General features: G+C 47.3%; 16 protein-coding genes. 12 read left to right on the top strand and 4 right to left on the bottom strand.

The features are described 5' to 3' along the window. Window position 1 precedes the first annotated feature (1 nt). Window positions 2–1,474 carry a DUF5605 domain-containing protein gene (locus PAT3040_RS14695; RefSeq protein WP_108993325.1) on the top strand — a complete coding sequence of 491 codons (1,473 nt, stop codon included), beginning with the start codon at window positions 2–4 and terminating at the stop codon, window positions 1,472–1,474. Between the two features lie 511 nt (window positions 1,475–1,985). Here PAT3040_RS14695 and PAT3040_RS14690 read toward each other — a convergent pair. Then, window positions 1,986–2,393 carry a hypothetical protein gene (locus PAT3040_RS14690; RefSeq protein ID WP_108993324.1) on the bottom strand — a complete coding sequence of 136 codons (408 nt, stop codon included), beginning with the start codon at window positions 2,391–2,393 and terminating at the stop codon, window positions 1,986–1,988. Window positions 2,394–2,427: 34 nt separating this feature from the next. Here PAT3040_RS14690 and PAT3040_RS14685 point away from each other — a divergent pair, with 34 nt between their 5' ends. Together PAT3040_RS14685 and PAT3040_RS14680 are read left to right on the top strand one after the other, a co-directional pair. Continuing rightward, window positions 2,428–3,603 carry a hypothetical protein gene (locus PAT3040_RS14685; RefSeq protein WP_108993323.1) on the top strand — a complete coding sequence of 392 codons (1,176 nt, stop codon included), beginning with the start codon at window positions 2,428–2,430 and terminating at the stop codon, window positions 3,601–3,603. A gap of 364 nt (window positions 3,604–3,967) precedes the next feature. Continuing rightward, entirely contained in the window at window positions 3,968–4,720 is a 753-nt protein-coding gene (locus PAT3040_RS14680) for a LamG-like jellyroll fold domain-containing protein (protein WP_108993322.1), read from the top strand. A gap of 38 nt (window positions 4,721–4,758) precedes the next feature. Here the strand turns inward: PAT3040_RS14680 and PAT3040_RS14675 are convergent, their stop codons facing one another. Next, complete coding sequence (locus tag PAT3040_RS14675) at window positions 4,759–5,520, bottom strand: AraC family transcriptional regulator (protein WP_108993321.1); 762 nt, start codon at window positions 5,518–5,520, stop codon at window positions 4,759–4,761. 103 nt (window positions 5,521–5,623) lie between these two features. Here PAT3040_RS14675 and PAT3040_RS14670 point away from each other — a divergent pair, with 103 nt between their 5' ends. The 9 genes from PAT3040_RS14670 to PAT3040_RS14630 all read left to right on the top strand — a co-directional run bounded on the left by PAT3040_RS14670 (window position 5,624) and on the right by PAT3040_RS14630 (window position 15,991). Further along, on the top strand, window positions 5,624–5,980 hold the full coding sequence (locus PAT3040_RS14670; RefSeq protein ID WP_108993320.1) for a Rieske (2Fe-2S) protein: 357 nt from the start codon (window positions 5,624–5,626) through the stop codon (window positions 5,978–5,980). A 13-nt stretch (window positions 5,981–5,993) separates the two neighbouring features. After that, on the top strand, window positions 5,994–7,070 hold the full coding sequence (locus PAT3040_RS14665) for an amidohydrolase family protein (protein WP_108993319.1): 1,077 nt from the start codon (window positions 5,994–5,996) through the stop codon (window positions 7,068–7,070). 202 nt (window positions 7,071–7,272) lie between these two features. Further along, window positions 7,273–8,997, top strand: coding sequence for a sensor histidine kinase (locus PAT3040_RS14660; protein WP_181376622.1), 1,725 nt, complete (start codon window positions 7,273–7,275; stop codon window positions 8,995–8,997). Continuing rightward, a complete protein-coding gene (locus tag PAT3040_RS14655) occupies window positions 8,994–10,595 on the top strand; it encodes a response regulator transcription factor (RefSeq protein ID WP_108993317.1) in 1,602 nt (533 codons plus the stop codon). Before PAT3040_RS14660 ends, PAT3040_RS14655 begins: the two co-directional genes overlap by 4 nt. A gap of 144 nt (window positions 10,596–10,739) precedes the next feature. Next, entirely contained in the window at window positions 10,740–11,651 is a 912-nt protein-coding gene (locus PAT3040_RS14650; protein WP_087568043.1) for an ABC transporter permease, read from the top strand. Between the two features lie 52 nt (window positions 11,652–11,703). Next, a complete protein-coding gene (locus PAT3040_RS14645) occupies window positions 11,704–12,570 on the top strand; it encodes a carbohydrate ABC transporter permease (RefSeq protein WP_087568044.1) in 867 nt (288 codons plus the stop codon). Window positions 12,571–12,593: 23 nt separating this feature from the next. Beyond that, entirely contained in the window at window positions 12,594–14,087 is a 1,494-nt protein-coding gene (locus PAT3040_RS14640) for an extracellular solute-binding protein (RefSeq protein ID WP_181376621.1), read from the top strand. Between the two features lie 132 nt (window positions 14,088–14,219). Next, window positions 14,220–14,669: a MarR family winged helix-turn-helix transcriptional regulator gene (locus PAT3040_RS14635; protein WP_108993315.1), complete on the top strand. Its 450-nt coding sequence runs from the start codon at window positions 14,220–14,222 to the stop codon at window positions 14,667–14,669. A 44-nt stretch (window positions 14,670–14,713) separates the two neighbouring features. Continuing rightward, a complete protein-coding gene (locus tag PAT3040_RS14630; RefSeq protein WP_108993314.1) occupies window positions 14,714–15,991 on the top strand; it encodes an MFS transporter in 1,278 nt (425 codons plus the stop codon). Here the strand turns inward: PAT3040_RS14630 and PAT3040_RS14625 are convergent. After that, the gene (locus PAT3040_RS14625) at window positions 15,932–16,585 is read right to left on the bottom strand and encodes a DUF4386 domain-containing protein (RefSeq protein ID WP_108993313.1); all 654 of its coding nucleotides are present in this window, start codon (window positions 16,583–16,585) and stop codon (window positions 15,932–15,934) included. The genes PAT3040_RS14630 and PAT3040_RS14625 overlap by 60 nt on opposite strands. A 66-nt stretch (window positions 16,586–16,651) precedes the next feature. Beyond that, the gene (locus PAT3040_RS14620) at window positions 16,652–18,784 is read right to left on the bottom strand and encodes a winged helix-turn-helix domain-containing protein (RefSeq protein WP_108993312.1); all 2,133 of its coding nucleotides are present in this window, start codon (window positions 18,782–18,784) and stop codon (window positions 16,652–16,654) included. Between the last annotated feature and the right edge of the window lie 82 nt (window positions 18,785–18,866).

Genomic DNA, 18,866 nt, shown 5'->3' with positions numbered 1-18,866 from the left:
GGTGAGCAGTCAAGTAAAAGATACGCGCGTTCAAAGATGGGATCTATTCGAATTGGAGCTGACCGGATTAGAGGTTGGCAACCCTTATCTGGACGTCCAAGTGCAAGCGGTGTTCCGGTTTAATCAGCGGTGTGTCAAGGTTGACGGTTTTTATGATGGCGGAAGTTCGTATCGCGTGCGGTTTATGCCGGATGCGACGGGAGAATGGACGTATGAGACGCAGAGCAACCAGGCGGAGCTGGATGGCGTCGCCGGGACATTTACATGTGTAGAGCCCGAAGCGAATAACCATGGTCCTGTTCGTATTCGCAACGATAACCAATTTGCTTATGAAGACGGAACGCCATATTACCCGTTTGGCACGACTTGTTACGCCTGGATTCATCAGGATGAAGCTTTGCAGGAGCAGACGTTGAGAACGCTGGAAGAATCACCTTTTAATAAAATTAGGATGTGCGTGTTCCCGAAAAACTATAGCTTCAACTTTGATGAGCCTGAACATTTTCCGTTCGAAGGTTCGGCAGCTTCCGGTTTTGATTTCACGCGCTTTAACCCAGCTTTTTTTGCGAATCTGGAAGCGCGATTAATGGGATTGCGGAAGCTCGGGATCGAGGCCGATCTGATCTTGTTCCATCCGTATGACAAAGGGCGTTGGGGCTTCGACCGGCTGGATGCCCGAACGGAAGAGTTTTATCTGCGTTACGTCATCGCCAGGCTGGGCGCGTTCCGCCATGTATGGTGGTCGCTGGCCAACGAATACGACTTCATGGCAGAAAAGGCCATGCCGGACTGGGATCGCTTGCTCCGTTATGTACAGGACCATGATCCGTATGTCCATCTCCGTTCTATTCATAACGGGACAAAGATGTATGATTATGCCAGCGTCAAGATGTACGATCATGCCAAGCCGTGGGTGACGCACTGCAGCATCCAGCATTGGGACGCGACGATGGCGTCGATATGGCGAGACCAATACAAGAAGCCGATTGTCATCGATGAGATTTGCTACGAGGGCAATATTCCGCAACGCTGGGGCAATATCTCCGGAGAAGAGATGACGCGGAGATTCTGGGACGGGGTAACCCGCGGCGCTTATGTAACCCATGGGGAAACCTTCGTGCATCCGCAGGATGAGATATGGTGGGCAAAGGGAGGGCGCTTGTACGGAGAGAGCGCCAAGCGCATCGCATTCTTGCGTGAGCTGATTGAGGCGGCGCCGACAGCGTGCAGGCCGATTCCCGAGGTTCGGGATGTGCCTGCGTTCGGCTTGCCCGGGCATTATTATTTGCATTATTACGGCATTCACCAGCCGCTTTATCGAATCGTCGACTTGCCGGAGGGCGAAACCTTCCGGGCGGAAATTATCGATACATGGAATATGGAGATTACGCCGATCGAACAACCGATGTCCGGAACTTGCCGGGTGGATATGCCCGGGAAGCCGTATATCGCGCTTCGAATCGAGAGAATATAGGCAGCAACGCGGTCAAAGGCGCAGTTCCTCTTGTTATGGAGGAGGCTGCGCCTTTTTGGTATCCCAATTAGCGTTTAAATATAGCTTCAATTTCTAAAATATACGACTGACCTGAACTACTACTATAGTAACTTTCTTGATAAGGATCTCGTAAATAGGAGTCAACAGCATTTTCAATGTCTTTGTATTGATGTGAAAATCTGTTGTTACTTGCAATAACTGATAAAATCTTTCTTCAAGCGAGATAGTTTTTCTTAAAATTCCTCCTCAATATCGCATAGCCTCTCGGCATTCGCCGATGCAGATGAGACAAGGGATTCCTTGTCCCATCAATCTTGCCATCCTTAGCGGCTTTGCGTGCTGGTCCTAATTCTGAGAGGATGTTTTAAAATGGAAAAATATTTATTAATTGAAAAAACAGTAGACATATCACTGTTAAAGTTATACAATATTAATTGTTCGTAGAAAGGGAAAATATTCCAAGTGAGGTGATTTTTTCGTAATCTTTGTTCTATGTTTGAGGCGGCCTTGGTGTTGATGGATCTACTGCGGTTTCAATATCGGTAATCATCCATCCAGAATCACCATATATGATTTTAAGAGTTATGAGGCCAATAAGTCTTAAATCCTCATTGTCTTGATGTTCTACTAGATCAGTCCTTAGATCGACCACTGCTTCATTTCCATTAATGCTTTTGCTAGTTGTTTCAACTGAGATAAAATCAATACCTTTTAATGCAGATTCGACATCCATGACACTTTCTTGAACGATTTTCTTTTGGGTTTCTACATCTTCACTTAACAAAGAGTCAGTGTAGGTTTCAATTAGCACTTCCAGCTCTGCTTCCCTATCATCACTAGTTGTACATCCTGCTAGAATTATCGTTATTAGAATAAGTAAAACACTCACCTTTTTCATGTTTCCACCATCACTTTCTTAAAGGAGTTTTCTTATGAAGAAGTATAAAATACTGTCTAGCATTTGTCTATCTTTTACATTATTGTGTACATCTAGCTTTTCAGCTCTTTCAGCGGAACCTCTTTCTAAAGAAGAAATTGCCCAATCGAACATCTTACGCCATATGGAACAAAACTCAAAGAAATTTGAGAATGTTGATTCTCTTATTGATTCGCGTATCACTGATTTAGCGACAAGAAAAAAAATAAGTGATTCTCTTGAGCTTATTGACCCTTCTGGAAGAGAGAATGTTATTATCATTGAAAATGATGGAACTATCCTTTCAAATAAGTTAGGTTCCCTTGAAGAATTTAAAAATGCTAATCAAAAATTAATTGGACAAGATGGAAAATTAATAAACCCGATTGTAGCATCGCAAGAATTGAAAGAAAGCAATAATGGTCAACTTATATCAGGTTCAAATGCAGCTTTAGCAAGCACCGGATGGAAAAACGCTGAAGCGCCTTGCACAAATGACGCCACAGGTCCTTTCAGAAGGGGAACTACAGCAAAGGGTTACTCCAGAATGCACGCTTTTATTCAATTGCCAGGGAAGAACCAAGGAATAACGATTCCTTCTTCCGCATCTACCTCTGCTGACAAAGCTTATGTTTACATGGGAGCTATTGATAAAGATAATGCTCATGTCGATGCAGGTGTGACTTACAATTATGAAAGTGGACCATATTATTGGCAAGAGTCGTGGGGCATGACTCTCGCAGGTGCCAGCCCTACTAACAATCCAACGTTTGGGAACTTTACAGCAGGTTGGATAAACATGAAGTTCTACATTCCATCTAATAATAAAATCGTACTAGAGGTCACTGGCACAAGAAAAGAGACAAACACACTTCAAACCTACACAATACTAGCTAATGTAGATCTTGCTATTTTAAGAAATTTTAATTCGAATGGGTCAGGCGTAACTTTAAAGCGAGTTACTTCAATTGCTCAAGAAAAAGGAAAACAAAACCTAACTTCCGGTTCAACATTGGGAACAAGTACAAATTATGTTTATTGGGAGAATGTCAGAATTGGTACGAAGGAAACAGATCTTAGTACGCAATCAGTCGGTTACTTCTGTGGTCATCAGACAACTAATGTGCTAGTTGATTACACTAATCAAGCTAATGAAAAAGTCAGAGTCAAGACAGGCACTCTAACACCTTAACTTTGTGCACACAATATAATTTTCATCAATACAGGTATACAATCGAACTAACTAAAAATCCATTGTATTAAAATTATACCATTTTGATCTTGGGAGCGGTGATTCCCAAGGTCTTTCTTTTGCCTCCCACCCAGTGCCGAATGAATTGGGGCGACTTCGTCTAAATGAACTTACCCCTCCGACCAGCGTTCGTTTTTGCCCGGGACTGCTACTTTTCCTTGTCGATCAACGCCGATAACAAATCCATCATAGAATTGTTCAAATGAGTCATGTTTTGTATATAGAGTTTGACAGGGGATGCTTGCTATACTCGGTGTAGATCGTATCTCGTACAACTCTTCGAATAATTGGAAGGAGTTTTGAAATGAACGATGTATACCGTATCATTGTGAACCATCCGCAATTAATTTCGTTTTGGGATTTTGCCGAACAGCCCGGACAAGAGGCGGTAGCAAAGGGACCGTTTCCTTATCCGTTAACCGAAATGGCTGGACCGATTGAGCGAGTGGAGGATGGACCATTCGGCGCAGCTGCTCAAGTTAAGCTTGGACAATGGTGGAACCTGCCAAGACATGCCTGTCCTGAACTGAATTTTCATGGCAAAGATGCCAAGGTTACCGTATTGGCATGGCTAAAGCGCGAGAATATTCCCAATCGGGGCTGCGAGGCCATAGCGGGGATGTGGAATGAGACGGAAAAGAAACGTCAATACTGCATGTTCGTTAATTTAAATATTTGGGACAGTGCCGACCAGGTTTGCGGCCATGTTTCGGCGGTGGGAGGTCCTACGCCGGGTTATCCGTATTGCATGACCTCGGCGATCGGCTCTACACCTATTGTAAAAGAAGAATGGCATTGCGTGGCCTTTACGTATGACGGACAATATGCCAAGGTATATTTGGACGGGGTTCTGGATGAACGTGAAGATTTTAACCCCTATTTGTATGATTCGGGACTATTTGATGGCGGAGATGATGGCGCAGACTTTACAGTAGCTGCGGTGCATCGTTCCAACGAAATGGGCAACTTTTATACCGGAGCTATTGGAGGCTTGGCGGTATTTAAGGAAGCTCTGGGTGAAGATGAGTTAGCGAAACTTTGTAAGATAACAGTATAAGTTTGATAGTTTGCAGTCTCTTTAAAGCGCTTACTTACTTATCGTTTAACGCTGGATGGAGGCCCTCCCATTAACTTTTTGAACATACGATTGAAGTGGGATTGATCGCTATAGCCAAGATAGTCCGAAATCTCGCCGATGGTCATATGGTTGTTGATCAATAAGTCCATCGCCGTTTGTATGCGAAGATGATGAATATAAGCGATTGGTGACAAGCCTGTTATTTCTTTATAGGTTTGGCTGATGTAATTGGGCGATCGGCCCGAAAGCTCGGCAATTCGCGGAATGCTGACCGTTTCCCGATAATGCTGGATGAGATAGGTTTGTATGGTTTTGACAAGCTTTATTTTTGCGGGGGAGTAAACCGTCATCTCGGCTTCTCTCCCCATATGTCCCAGCAATTCGGACAAAATGCCTTGGCTGATGATCTGATATTGGGGGAGATGTCCCAGCCACTGCTGCAGCAGGACGACAAATCGCTGCGTCATGTAGTCTAACTGTCGAGTGCGAATTTTACAAAAGTGCTCAACCTGAAGAAAAGGAAACGCATCCGGTTGCAGGATATGAAAATGCGCCGAATATTTCTGATGCGGTCCATCGGGATGATTGCGGCCTCCGCGTAATTTGTTGCGCGGAATGTATAAAATATCGCCCTTTTCGAGCTGGACGTCAACGCCCTCAATCGTATAGGTTAATTTTTCTTTCGTGACGAGAATGAAAATATTATAGGGGGTACGTGCTTCTTCGATTTGCCAGTTGCTCCTCATATCGTCCACGCATACGAGAAAAAGTTGAAGCAAAAGCGATCACCTCATCTAGATTCATGTGATGTGATTATATCACATCTGATTTCGGATTATTTAGAAAACGTTTTCTTAATTGATTGGTTCGGGGGGATTTTAAATGGCTCTTTATCCTGTCGCATTAGAGGGAGAAATCCCGGTCGGAACGAATATCGTGGTCGAAATTGAAGGGCGTTCAATCGGTGTTTACAATGTGAACGGCGAATATTTTGCCATTCATAACTATTGTCCTCATCAGGGAGCCGAAATTTGTAAAGGTCCGGTGTGCGGGACAAATATGGAGTCAGAGGTTTATCAATTTATTTATGGTCGCGATCAGGAGATTGTACGTTGTCCTTGGCATGGCTGGGAATTTGATCTAAAAACAGGGAAGTCCTTATTCAGCGATAAGGTTCGCGTACGCAGCTATCCGATGCAAATACAGGATGGCCAGTTGTTTATCACTGTCGGCAAGTAGAGGAGGAGACATAATGAATCAAGAAGAAAAGTTGCCGGTTATCGATTGTGATGTGCATAATGGCTTTAGGTCGAATCATGACTTGTTTCCTTATCTGGATGATACATGGAAAAGCCAGGCGCTTCTCCGTGGAGGCGGCTTGCCGTTAGGCGGCGGCTTGCCCTATGCATCGCCGATCGGAAATAAGAGGAAGGACGCAAATCCTCCAAGCGGATTGCCTGTCGGGGCAGATCCTGACTATATGATTAAGCAGTTGATTGAGCCGTTTAACGTCGAGTACGCTATTTTATGCTCTGATTCCATGATCGCCGTTTCTTCTTTTGCGGATGCCGATTATGCAGCGGCGATGTGCCGAGCGTACAATGATTACTTAATTGCGGAATGGCTGCCGAAAAGCCCAACATTTAAAGGTTTGTTATGTATAGCTACACAAGATCCGATTCAAGCGGCCAGGGAGATTGATCGAATAGCCCCGCATCCTGATATCGTCGGCGTATCGATTATTGGGGGATCAAGGATGCCATACGGGCAACGCTTTTTTCATCCCATCTATGAAGCCTGTCAGCGAAATGACATGCCGTTGGTTATTCACCCTGGCGCAGAAGGTTCAGGAATTTTTAATCCTCCTACAGCAGTCGGCTACGTATCGAATTATTTGGAGTGGCATAGTTGTTTGCCGCAGACGTACATGGCCCATTTGGTCAGCTTCGTATGTGAGGGCGTGTTTGAGAAGTATCCCGACTTCAAGGTCGTGCTCAGTGAAGGAGGCGTCACTTGGCTGCCGCCGTTGTTATGGAGGCTGGACAAAAATTTCAAAGCGCTTCGCGCGTCAACGCCATGGCTGAAAAGGCTGCCCAGCGAATATGTTCGCGACCATTGCTTTATGACGACTCAACCGATTGAGGAGCCTGATAATCCCAAACATTTAAAAATGATGTTTGAAATGTTCGATGCAGAAAACATGTTATTGTTCTCCAGCGATTATCCGCATTGGGATTTTGACGATCCGACTAAAATTCTAAAGCAATTCCCGTTAGAGACAAAACGTAAAATTTTGAGTGAAAATGCAAGGGCATTATTTAAATTATAGGATAGTATGAGTTTTCTCCATACTGACCTATAATTCTCGGAATGAAACGCGCCGCGCCGCCTAAGGATGGCGACAGCCGTTTCACCTTGAATTGCCATAATGAAATAAAGGTATAGGAAAGATGGAGGAGCGCGAATATGTGCTTCTCCGTCTTTTTCGGCCTTATAGAGATTTTGAACACGCACTTACAGGGGGGAGCGGCATGAAGCTATCGAATGTATGGCATTCTATTCAATTTAAGTTAACGGTCAGTTTTCTGGTCATTTTGCTGCCTCTCGTGGTCGTTAGCGTCATTGCAAATGTTTACTCGCAGCGAATGATGTATGACCAAATTACAGAGCGTACGAGAGGGGCGCTGCTTACAGCTTTAGAATATGTGGACCAGCTTACGAAAAATATCGAGCAGCAATCGCTTTTAATTAGCTCGAATCCGGAAATCGTAAATGTTTGGATGGAAGCAGACGATCCGTTAAATCTGCAGTATCTCTATGATATGCGCATGATCCAACAGCAGCTTTCCGCATTAATTAGCGTAAATCCAGCCGTAAGAGAGGCGTTTATTGTTCATGGACAAAGCGGAAGCGGGATTTCGACATTGCAAGGCGGGGTAAAGTGGAAGGAGATTGGCGAGGAACAATGGTTTCAAGACGCACTAGAAGCCAATGGAGGGTTATCGGTTTATATGCCGGATGCCGCTCAACTAAATGAATCCCGTTATTTGGAGGAAGGTTATATTTATTATGCAAGGCTTTTAGACGTGTTTAACAGTAATTCACAAGATAATGTGCTAGTGATTGTGATCGATAAACATGCTTTGAATACGGTTGTTCAGCATTTGCAAACCTCCGAGCATATTAAAACCAGTCTTCTGTATCTGGATCAGCTTGTGCTGACGAGCAATTCCACGGTTCAGTCGAGCAATAACATGTTCAGTATTGAAGAAAGCAACGGGATCTGGTCCATCCAGATGGAACAGCCGCAATCCGAGCTTTTTAAGCAGCCTTATTATTTAGAGCTGATGACCTATTTGATCATTATGATCAGCATATTGCTGGCGTTATGTTTGGCATGGCTCGTGTACAGTGAAATTTCCAAGCCGATGCGAAAACTATTCGGCGCCATTAAACTATTTAGCGGCGGGCATCTGCTTGCCAATATCAAGCATGGACGCAAGGATGAGTTCGGCCTGTTAATGGATGCTTTTAATCGAATGGCCGAGTCTCAGCGCAAGCTTATCGAGGATGACTACGAGAAAGAGCTTAAGCTGGCGCGCTCCGAATTCAGCTTGCTGCAATCTCAAATTAATCCGCACTTTCTGTATAACACGTTGGATTCTATTTATTCTGTCGCGGATAAGCACCAGATCAAGGAAATCGGCGAAATGGTATTAAATCTGGCCCAATTTTTCAGATTCAGCCTGGGCAAGGGAAAGGAAACCTTTACGTTAGAGGAGACGATTCAGCATCTTATGTATTACATCAGAGTTCAACAAATTCGAACGGATCAGTTTACGGTAGAAATGGATATCGCCGAGGACACGAAGCCTATTCCGGTTCTCAAGCTTTTATTGCAGCCTATCGTGGAAAACGCGATTGTACATGGCATTTGCAAAAGCTCCTATGGCGGTGATCTCTATATACGTGCCAGATTGATAGATGGATTTTTGCGAATAACGATCGAAGATACGGGCTGTGGAATTGCAGAGAACGAGTTGACGGAAATCAAGCAGGAGCTCCAGAAAATAAATGCCCATTCTTATCGGTATATACAAGAAAAAGAATTCAGCAAATACTTTGGGTTAAAAAACGTTGTATCACGAATGAAGATGTATTATGGAAATCAGGCGGAAATGACAATCGATCATAATGCGATGGGCGGAACCCGAGTCACTGTAACTTTGCCGATAGAAAGGGATGAACCAGCATGAGAATGTTAATTGTGGAGGATGAGCATTTTGTACGCGAACGTATGGAGAAGGGGATCGCTTGGGATGAGCACGGGATTGAAGTCGTTGACGCAGTCGGCAACGGACGGGCAGCCATGGAAATCTTGCAAAAAGAGCATTTGGATCTTGTGCTAACCGATATCCGGATGCCCGATATGAATGGGTTGGAGCTTGCTCGGGAGCTCCATCAACGGTATCCGCATATCAAGATCATTATTTTAACCGGCTACGATGATTTCGAATATGCAAGAGAAAGTATTGATTATAAGGTTTATAAATATTTGGTGAAACCTGTAGCGAACGAACTGCTGCTGGAGGCGGTTTTGGAGTTAAAGAAGCTTCATGAAACAGAGCTTTGGGAAAGGCATCAACTCACTTTGCTTGAGCAGAGATGGCAGGAGCAGCTGCCGCAATTGCGAGAATCGATGTATAAGAATTGGTTGAATGGACAATATGCTCTGTGGGAGCTGGAGAAGAGATGTCGTGATCTCAATATTTCGATCAAGCAAGGGCCGCTGTGGCCGCTTGTATTTGACATGGATCCGATTCAGGCCGGCAATACACGTTTTCACGAGCAAGATCGCCCATTAGTACAATTTTCTTTGCTAACCATCGCCAGAGAGGTTTTTATGGAGCTGGATCCAATTATTTTGCAGGATGATGACGGGATGACGGTAGTTATATTATTCGGGTCGCATACGCAGGAGGAGTCAGGGTCTTGGCAATCGCAAGTGCATCAGCATATTCAAACGTTATTAGCGACAGTTAAGGATTGTTTAAAGCTGACAGCCAGCGTAGGGCTGGGTCCTGTTACAGACGACACGCTTATGCTCCCGCATGCTTATAAGCAGAGCAAGCAAGCACTGCAGGAACGGATCGTACTAGGTAATGAAACGATTGTCCAATTCCGTGATCCGTCCAGCTTCAATGTGAGTTTGATGTTTGTACAGGATATCGAGAAAGAGCTGGAGATGGCGATTGAGACGGGCAACGAAGCGGCGATTATGGCATTATCAGAAAAAATAATCGAAAGCAGATTTGCCAATGGCGCTTCCGCAATGGAAGCGAAAGAAGCGATTTTTCGAATGGTCTGCTTTTTGGGGAAAATCGTCCACTCGCATGGCTGGTTCATGTCGGATGCGCTTGGAAAGGATTACGCCCGGTTTGAGCAATACCCGTCGCTTTTGACCAAGGAACAGGTGTTGGAATGGTTCCGGCAGCTGTCTTTCTCTATCAGCTCGACCATTGCGCAACGCAAGCAGACGGGAACACAATTAATGTTGAAGGAAATTGTTCAATTTATTCATGAGCATATTCACGAGGAGGAGCTCAGTCTCTATTTGGTTGCGGATAGACTGTATGTCAATTATTCGTACTTGAGCCGAATATTTAAAAAGCTTATAGGGGAATCCTTCTCGGAATATGTGCTGAAGCTTCGTATGGAGAAAGCAAAGGAACTATTGGCAACCGGACAGCTTGTTTACGATACGGCCGCACAGGTCGGATTTCGACATGTGAACTACTTTTCAAAGGTTTTTATGAAATATTGGGGAGTCAAGCCCAGCGAGATCAAGCATTGATTTGCAAGGAGCCAAAGGACATCTTAACCGTTTCGCCTTGCGAAAAAGTAAAAATTGTTTCATCAGAAGGCAAATATGCTGGATACGAATGTATTGAAAAAAAGGATATAGTTAAAGCATTCCAAATGAATAGGGGAGGGGTATATGAACGCTTTTAAACAAAGATCACCTTGGCTTCGGTATTGGGATTTATATCTTATGCTCTTGCCGGCCATGCTTTTTATTATTGTGTACAAATATGTCCCGATGTACGGCGTCATTATCGCTTTCAAGGATTTTAATATTATGAAAGGGATCATGGGCAGTTCGTGGATCGGCTTCGAACATTTTCGTCAGCTCTTTATGTTCGATGAATTCCCAAGGGTTGTGCGCAATACCATCATCATCAGCTTTATGAAGCTTATATTCGGTTTTCCGGCTCCTATTATTATCGCACTCCTATTAAACGAACTTGTATTGAAACGCTTTAAACGAGTTGTGCAAACGTTTACTTACATCCCTCACTTTATATCATGGGTTGTAGTCGGCGGGATTGTTATTGATTTGCTGTCGCCCAGCAGCGGGATCATTAATAAGGTCATCCAAAGTTTTGGCCTGGAACCCATTTTCTTTATGTCGGACGGACAGTGGTTCCGCTGGATCCTTGTGTTTTCGGATAACTGGAAGGAAGCAGGCTGGGGAGCGATCATTTATTTGGCCGCCATACTGGGCATCAATGATGAGCTGTACCAGGCTGCCAGGGTGGACGGCGCAACTCGACTGAGGCAAATCTGGCATGTGACCTTGCCGTGTATTCGATCGACAATCGTTATTTTGTTATTGCTTCGGATTGGCAATGTATTCGATGCCGGCTTCGAACAAATTCTTGTCATGTACAATGCTATGGTGTACGAGGTAGCTGACATTATAGATACTTACGTATATCGAGTAGGCTTAGGCCAAATGCAATTTGGGCTAACGACGGCAGCAGGCTTATTTAAATCCGTTATTGGATGCGGATTGCTGATTATGGCGAATTGGATGGCGCGAAGGATGGGAGAGGAAGGCATTTTTTAAAGAAGGAAGTTCAACTCGTACTTTTATAAAACAAGTGAGAGGGGGAGACAGATTGATACGATCTAGAGGGGAAATTTGGTTTCAATATTTCAATGTGGCCTTTCTCTCGCTGCTTTCTTTGTCCATGATACTTCCGTTTATCCATATTGCAGCGAAATCGTTAAGCAGCGAGGCTTTTGTGCTGGCGAAGGAAGTATATTTTTGGCCCAAAGGATTCACGCTATCCTCCTTCCAATACGTGCTGGAAAATCGTCAGTTTTTTTATTCCTTTACGAACTCGGTTTTTCTAGCCGTAGTCGGAACCGCGCTGAGCATGGCGATTACGATTTTGGCTGCATATCCATTATCGCGAAAGAATGTACCCTTTACCCGTTTTTTTATGGTCATCATTGTCATTACGATGTTTTTTAGCGGGGGGATTATTCCAACTTACCTGGTGGTAAGAGATACGGGGCTGCTAAACTCCATCTGGTCGTTAATTATTCCGGTGCTTATGTCGCCTTTTAATCTGATTTTAATTCGGAACTTCTTTATGAGCGTGCCGGATGCGCTTGAGGAATCGGCTAGAATCGATGGCGCAAGCAATTTCCGAATATTACGCTCCATCTTTGTCCCGTTGTCGGTACCGGCGCTTGCGACAATTGCGATGTTTTACGCGGTTGGTTACTGGAACAGCTTCTTTAATGCCATGATGTACATTACCGAAAGGCGATGGATGCCGCTCCAGATGTTGCTCCTGCAGCTCATTTCGGAGGAAGGCGTCAACGATTTGGCGATGATCGACGCTTTCCAAGAGGTTACGGCGGAGACCATTCGGGCTGCTTCTATCTTGTGTGCAGTTGTTCCTATTCTGTGCGTTTATCCATTTATTCAAAAATATTTTGTTCAGGGCATCATGTTAGGAGCAGTCAAAGGGTGAAAACATATCCAGGGGGGATGAAGATGAAAAAACGTAGTTTGTCGTTAGTCGGCATGTTGATGATTGTTGCACTGATTGTTGCAGCTTGCGGTTCGGGAAATAATGAAACGGGTGGCAGCGGCGTTTCGGAATCAGGAGAAGTTACAAACAAAAAAGTAAAATTGATGAGGACTTATCATGCCGGTCTGGAGCAATTTAAAGGCTCGGACAATATTAACAGCAATAAGCTGTACAATCTTCTTAAAGAATGGTCCGGTTATAATATTAACTATGAAACGCTGCCGAAAGATAATGCTTCCCAAAAAATTTCCGTCATCCTTGCATCGGGCGACGTACCGGATTTAATGCATATTCCAGGCAAGTCGGATTATTTCAAGTTGGCTCAGCAAGGCTCCTTCGAGCCGTTAGACGATTTGGTGGAAAAGTATATTCCCAATCTTTCCTCGGTATTCAGCAAAGAACAGCTTGATGCCGCAAGACTTGATGGCGTTTTATACGGGCTTCCGGTTCGTGTGGCTCAAAAAGTAGGCAACGGGGTTCTTATTCATGATGGCGTGTTTAAAGAGTTGGGATTAAAGGATCCAACAACGTTAGATGAAATGTATAATGTCCTGAAAACGATAAAGGAACAAAAAAATATCATTCCATTAACGGCCGCGGCTTCTAATCCAGGATCATTCATGGGTGCGTTCTCTCCAATTTCCAGCATGTATGGCGTAGGCAATACAACGGTCGAAAAGGATGGAAAGCTTGCATTCAGCTGGATCCAGCCGGAATATAAAACATTCCTGGAGACGATGAACAAGTGGTTTAAAGAAGGGCTGATCGATCAAGAATTTGCCATCAATAAAGATGTAAAAGATAAAATGATCACGGCTACAGCCGCGATGAGCGTATTGTATTGGGCGGATGCCAAAATTATCGACGATGCGATCGCGGGTAAAGGCGGCACCCTGAATTCCGTGCGCTACATTGATCCGCCGGTAGGACCCAATGGTCAAAGCGGAGTTCCAGAGCAGTCGCTTGCCAATTCGTTTGTTGTTATTCCCAAGCAAGCCAAAAATAAAGAAGGCGCAGCGGATTATTACAACTTCCTTTTGGAAGAGAAAACGGATACGCTGATCACTTTCGGCATTGAAAACGAGGATTACACGGTTGAAGATGGCAAAGTGGTGCAAACGCCAGAACAAAGCAACGAGATTCCATGGCGCACCCTTTATTTTAACCTGGACACCGATACAAGCTTTAACGCACGTCTGGGAGCCAAAGGTTTCCTTCCCTACTACAACCAGTTGCTTGAGCATAAGCAAAACAGAGAAGAAACGGCCTATGCCCCCTTTATCGAAGCGTACGATACAAAGCTGACGGAGCTTAGCAACTATGTGGCCGAAAACTCCATTAAATTTATTATGGGCAATCGTGATTTAAGCGAGTTTGATGCGTTTGTATCCGAGTTTAATGCCAAAGGCGGTCAGAAGGCTATCGACGAAATGAATGAATGGTTTACAAGCAAATAATATCGGGAGTAGTGGAGAAGGCTTTAAACTCCACTACTTTTTTTGTTGAAAAATATTGAGTTATTTAATTGTTTGGTATATAGTTGTCATAGCAACTAATTGATGAAGCGAGGCTAGGGGGCATGGACGAAGATGGAAGAAACAAGAGGCCAGCTTGAGGCATCCGTCGGATTCTGGATGGGCATTACTTACCGCAAACTATCCACAATGCTGCAGCAGCGATTAAGACCGTACGGGCTGACGCCCGAGCAATGGTCGGTGCTGTATACCATACAACGATCGGATAGATTGATCCAGAAGGAAATCGCGGAGCTGACGCACAAAGACAAACCGACAACGACGCGCATTTTGGATCAGCTGGAGGAGAAAGGTTTTATTACGAAAAAAGTCGGGGAGCTTGATCGTCGAGCATTCGTGGTGCATGCGACGGATAAGGGGCGGGAAGTCATTAAAGAGACGGCCTCTATTGAGCAAAGCCTGTCGGAGGAAGTCCGATCGATCATGACGGACGAAGAATACCGCTTATTGATCAATATCCTTCTACGGGTACATGATCACGTCGATGCGAAGCTGCAGTCATAGTCGGATTCGTTAATCGTCATCCTACAGAAGAACGGAGTTTAAATATGCAGCCAGAATTACATCGAGAACCATTATGGACCCGGTCGTTCCTTGCGATTACGGGTTGTTCTTTTTTATTGTTTTTGAATTTGCAAATGTTATTGTCCTCTTTCCCCGCATTCGTGAAGGGGGAGCTTCAAGGCGGAGACGTGGCGGTCAGTCTCGTCACCAGCGTGTTCGCGCTGTCCGCTATCGCATCGAGGTTTATGACGGCGGCTCTTATGCGCAAAATTTCGCGGGACAAGCTGCTTCTGGCAGGGCTGCTGCTCTCCGTGCTGACGACTGCCTTCTATTCGATCGCGGAATCGGTGCCTTCGCTTCTTGTTCTCCGAATCTTGTACGGCATCGGCTTCGGCATGGCTAGTACGATTCTGCCAACGCTCGTCTCGCAGATCATTCCGGCTCGAAGAATGGGGGAAGGCATCGGATATTTCGGACTGTCCACTAGCCTTGCGATGTCGATAGGACCCATGATCGGCATAAATATTATGAACAGCTACGGCTTCGGCGCTCTAACGGCTGCCGGCACTGCGGTCGTCTGTTTCATGCTGCCGATATTGCTTGCATTCAAGCTCATCAAGTGGACCGCGAAACCGGACAGCCATCGTGGCGGAGGGTCAGGTGTCGTCGCCCGATCTGGCGGGGGCAATCGCTCCTTATGGTTTCCCGCCTTCCTCAATGTGCTGCTGTCGATTACGTACAGCGGTCTGCTCAGCTTTATCGTCTTGTACGGAGAATTTGCGGGACTTACGCAAGTCGGATTGTTTTTCCTCTTCAACGCGGCAACAATCGTACTTGTCCGCCCTTTATCGGGCAAGCTGTTCGACCGGAGGGGGCCGGCGCTTGTGTTGATTCCCGCAGGTTCGTTCGTGACGGCGAGCATGCTGTTGCTATCTTATTCGCATGGGCTGCCGATGCTCATTGCCTCGGCTCTGCTGTACGGTCTCGGCTTTGGCGCCATTCAGCCAACGCTGCAAGCCTGGATGCTCCGTTGTTCGACTAAGGAGCGATACGGCGAGGCGAACAGCATGTTCTATAATTCCACCGATTTCGGCGTGGCGATCGGGGCGCTGCTGCTCGGCGCCGTGGCGACCGCGACGGACTATGCGGTCATGTACCGTTTCTCGGCAGGAATCATGGTATTATTCGTATTGCTGTTCTCCGTATCGGCGGCGTTGCGCGTCATAAAGGAGAGGGGGCAGCGTTCGAATGCCAGCCACCTCCTAATGACGAGAATGAAGTCCTTTGACCATCAGCCAGATGGGGAGTACGATCTCGAATAACGCCCCCGGAATGTACAGAACGGCACCGATGTCATGGCCGGCGATCGCCAGACAACTGCTCGTTAACAATCCCGCATACCCGATAAAGCCGATAACGGACAACCATCGAGGAACCAGCTTGGAGCGGTATAGAATCGAGCAAAACAACAAGCTGCCCAAGCTAAGAACGACCATGGCCAGTTCGAATAACATGAAATGGGCGTCTACCGCCGTATTCGCTATCGTCGTGAGGGAAAAACGTCCGGCAGCTTCCGCAGCAGTTATATACTCTTTGCTCAAAGGCAGCAGCAGCATCGGCGCGATCAAACTCACGATCAAAATGGCCGACTCCAATAGGCGGGAGCCGAAGTAACCGATCGCGAATGCCTCGTTATGTCTCTTCAGGGCCGGGTACAGCAGGAAGGCAATACCCGAGACCGCTAACGCGTTGACCAGCTCCAAGAACATGCCCGCTAATGCAAGCGCGCGGTCGTCATGCCATTCCTCCAGAACTCCGGGCTTCTGCAGAAGCGGATTCAGAATGCCGCTCCCTATTAAGTATGCCGCAGTCGAAATCAAAAACAGCGCGCCTGCAACCTTGACTTTCCTATCCATGTCGATCTCCCCTTCGCTCGTATTAGCTGAATTATAGCGAAGGGGGAGCGATGGGCAATAGACACTTTAGTGTGGTTTGTCTGGCGAAGGGAGCAAATGCAATTCGTGGGCGCGAGCGATGGCTTCCGTTCGCCGCCGCACTTGCAGTTTCTCGAAGATTCTGCGGTTATGCCCCTTGACCGTATCGAGAGCGAGGAAAAGCCGCGACGCGATGTCCCGGTTGGAAAATCCCTTGGCGATGAGCGCGAGTACTTCGAGTTCCCGCTGGCTGAGCGGCTCGATTATGCCCTCCGCCGTTGCGGCCAGCCGTACGCGATCTAGGCCTGCCCGCGCTTCGCGAAGAGCCGGAAGCGGCAGATCGCCTGCCAGCTTGAGTGCCTCAGCGTAACAGGCTTCCGCCATGCCGGGTTCGCCCTCCGCCTCCCCTATTTGGCCCAGTCCGATAAGAGACAGGACGGCCATCGGTATATGGCCGATCAGATGGCAGTACGATATCACCTCGTTATAGGCTTTGCGAGCTTCGGCAAGATCACCTCGCCGTTGGAGCGCGACGCCAAGCATCCAAGCGGCCGATGTCCGAACGGGGAAATTGTCCTGCCGCAGATATTCAAGCGCTCGGACGGACTGGGCGATGACCCGGTCGATCTCCGCGGTTTCGTCCGTCCGGGCCAAGCTTGCGGGGGCGATGAGCCCGATCAGATCATCGGTTTTGTCGGCCTGCTCCGACAGTTGCATGGACGCCTCGGCTTCCAGCAATTTCGGACGGAAGCCATGCGGCTTTGCAGCCATGGTTAACGAGGCGACGGTCGCGCGGGTCGCCGCGATCAGTCCGATCAGGTCTCTAACGCGGACATCCTGCCGGATGCCCTCCAGCGCCTTCTCCGCGGCTAGCAGCTTATATTCGATAGCGGTCGGCCTGCCCTTGATCAGCAGCGCCGAAGCGTACATAACCCACAACGCGGGTCTGGCGTCCAGTTCCGCGGAATGCAGCGATTCCAGCCATTGCAGCGCGATATCCGCTCCCCCGCGAAGATGCAGAGGCATCCCGTTGCCTTCCAGCAGTCGCGCGGCCCGTTCGATATCGCCGGCTTCCGCGGCATGACGGAACGCGTCGAGCTCCTGTCCCTGCTGCTCGTACCACTCGCTAGCCCTTAAGTGCAATTCCGCGATGGCGCTCCCGTCGAGGCTATCCTGCAGCCGTCTTCGCAAGGACTCGGCGAATAAGTGATGATAACGATACCATCGCCGTTCATGATCCAAGGGGATAAGGAACAGATTGCGACGTTCAAGATCCTGCAGCCGTTGCATGCCCGACATCTCGGGATCGGGCAAAATAGCGTCGCAGAGAGGGGCGCACAACCGGTCAAGGACGGAAGCGCGGATCAAAAAGTCCTGAACGGATCGAGATTGCCGCTGCAGAACCTCTTCCACCAAATAATCCAACACAAACGGATGGCTGCCGGCAATAGGCGGAACGATCCGATCCTCTTCGGGCGTTCCCTGCATGGAAAGCGCGGCCAACTGCAGGCCGGCAATCCAGCCTTCGGTTCGCGATGCCAGCGCCTCGATGCTGTCCGACGACAGGGCGAGTCCCATATAGTCGGTTAAAAACCGATGGGCTTCGGCGGCATTAAATCGCAGTTCTGCCGCCCGCAGCTCCGTCAACTGGCCTTGCGCCCGCAATCGGGCCAAGGGAAGAGACGAATCCTCCCGGGTAATCATCACGAGATGGATGCCTGCGGGAAGATGGCGGAGCAGGAAGGAGACGGCTCCGTCGACGGCATTGGACTTCGCCGCGTGATAATCGTCAAAGACGAGCGCGAACGGAGCCAGCGCGGAGGCTTCCTTAAGAAGCTCCGCTAGCATCGACTCCGCAGGCGGCGGCTCGGGCGATTGAAGCACGGCGAGCAAGCCATCCCCGAAATGCTCTGCAACCGTCCGCAAGGCGGAGATCGCGCAGGTCAGGAAACGCGTCAGATCGCTGTCGCTATCCTCAAGCGACAGCCATGCGACCGGCCGACCGCATCGGGACGTCCAGTCGCTAACCAACGTTGATTTGCCGTAACCGGCCGGCGCGGAGATCAAGGTTAATTTGCGGCTCAACCCGCGTTGAAGCTTATCGATTAACGGCTCGCGAAGAACCGTATTGGGCCGAAGCGGCGGAATATGAAGTTTGGTAGATGGAATTGGCGTAGACATAATTCCATCTTATCATGCAAGCGCGCCGAATAGAATCAGCCGATTAGGGAAGGAATGAATGAAACAGACCATTTCTAAGGAG

Source organism: Paenibacillus agaridevorans, from assembly GCF_003112455.1.
Taxonomy (GTDB): domain Bacteria; phylum Bacillota; class Bacilli; order Paenibacillales; family Paenibacillaceae; genus Pristimantibacillus; species Pristimantibacillus agaridevorans.
Note: the sequence above shows the minus strand (reverse complement) of the source record. Positions and strands in the feature narration are given on the sequence as shown.

Bases quoted from the DNA above. Each gene is read 5' to 3' on its own strand.
- PAT3040_RS14650 (WP_087568043.1), top strand. From the start codon at position 10,740: ATGAACGCTTTTAAACAAAGATCACCTTGGCTTCGGTATTGGGATTTA.
- PAT3040_RS14670 (WP_108993320.1), top strand. From the start codon at position 5,624: ATGGCTCTTTATCCTGTCGCATTAGAGGGAGAAATCCCGGTCGGAACG.
- PAT3040_RS14630 (WP_108993314.1), top strand. From the start codon at position 14,714: ATGCAGCCAGAATTACATCGAGAACCATTATGGACCCGGTCGTTCCTT.
- PAT3040_RS14635 (WP_108993315.1), top strand. From the start codon at position 14,220: ATGGAAGAAACAAGAGGCCAGCTTGAGGCATCCGTCGGATTCTGGATG.
- PAT3040_RS14640 (WP_181376621.1), top strand. From the start codon at position 12,594: ATGAAAAAACGTAGTTTGTCGTTAGTCGGCATGTTGATGATTGTTGCA.
- PAT3040_RS14620 (WP_108993312.1), bottom strand. From the start codon at position 18,784: ATGTCTACGCCAATTCCATCTACCAAACTTCATATTCCGCCGCTTCGG.
- PAT3040_RS14655 (WP_108993317.1), top strand. From the start codon at position 8,994: ATGAGAATGTTAATTGTGGAGGATGAGCATTTTGTACGCGAACGTATG.
- PAT3040_RS14660 (WP_181376622.1), top strand. From the start codon at position 7,273: ATGAAGCTATCGAATGTATGGCATTCTATTCAATTTAAGTTAACGGTC.
- PAT3040_RS14665 (WP_108993319.1), top strand. From the start codon at position 5,994: ATGAATCAAGAAGAAAAGTTGCCGGTTATCGATTGTGATGTGCATAAT.
- PAT3040_RS14625 (WP_108993313.1), bottom strand. From the start codon at position 16,585: ATGGATAGGAAAGTCAAGGTTGCAGGCGCGCTGTTTTTGATTTCGACT.
- PAT3040_RS14685 (WP_108993323.1), top strand. From the start codon at position 2,428: ATGAAGAAGTATAAAATACTGTCTAGCATTTGTCTATCTTTTACATTA.
- PAT3040_RS14680 (WP_108993322.1), top strand. From the start codon at position 3,968: ATGAACGATGTATACCGTATCATTGTGAACCATCCGCAATTAATTTCG.
- PAT3040_RS14690 (WP_108993324.1), bottom strand. From the start codon at position 2,393: ATGAAAAAGGTGAGTGTTTTACTTATTCTAATAACGATAATTCTAGCA.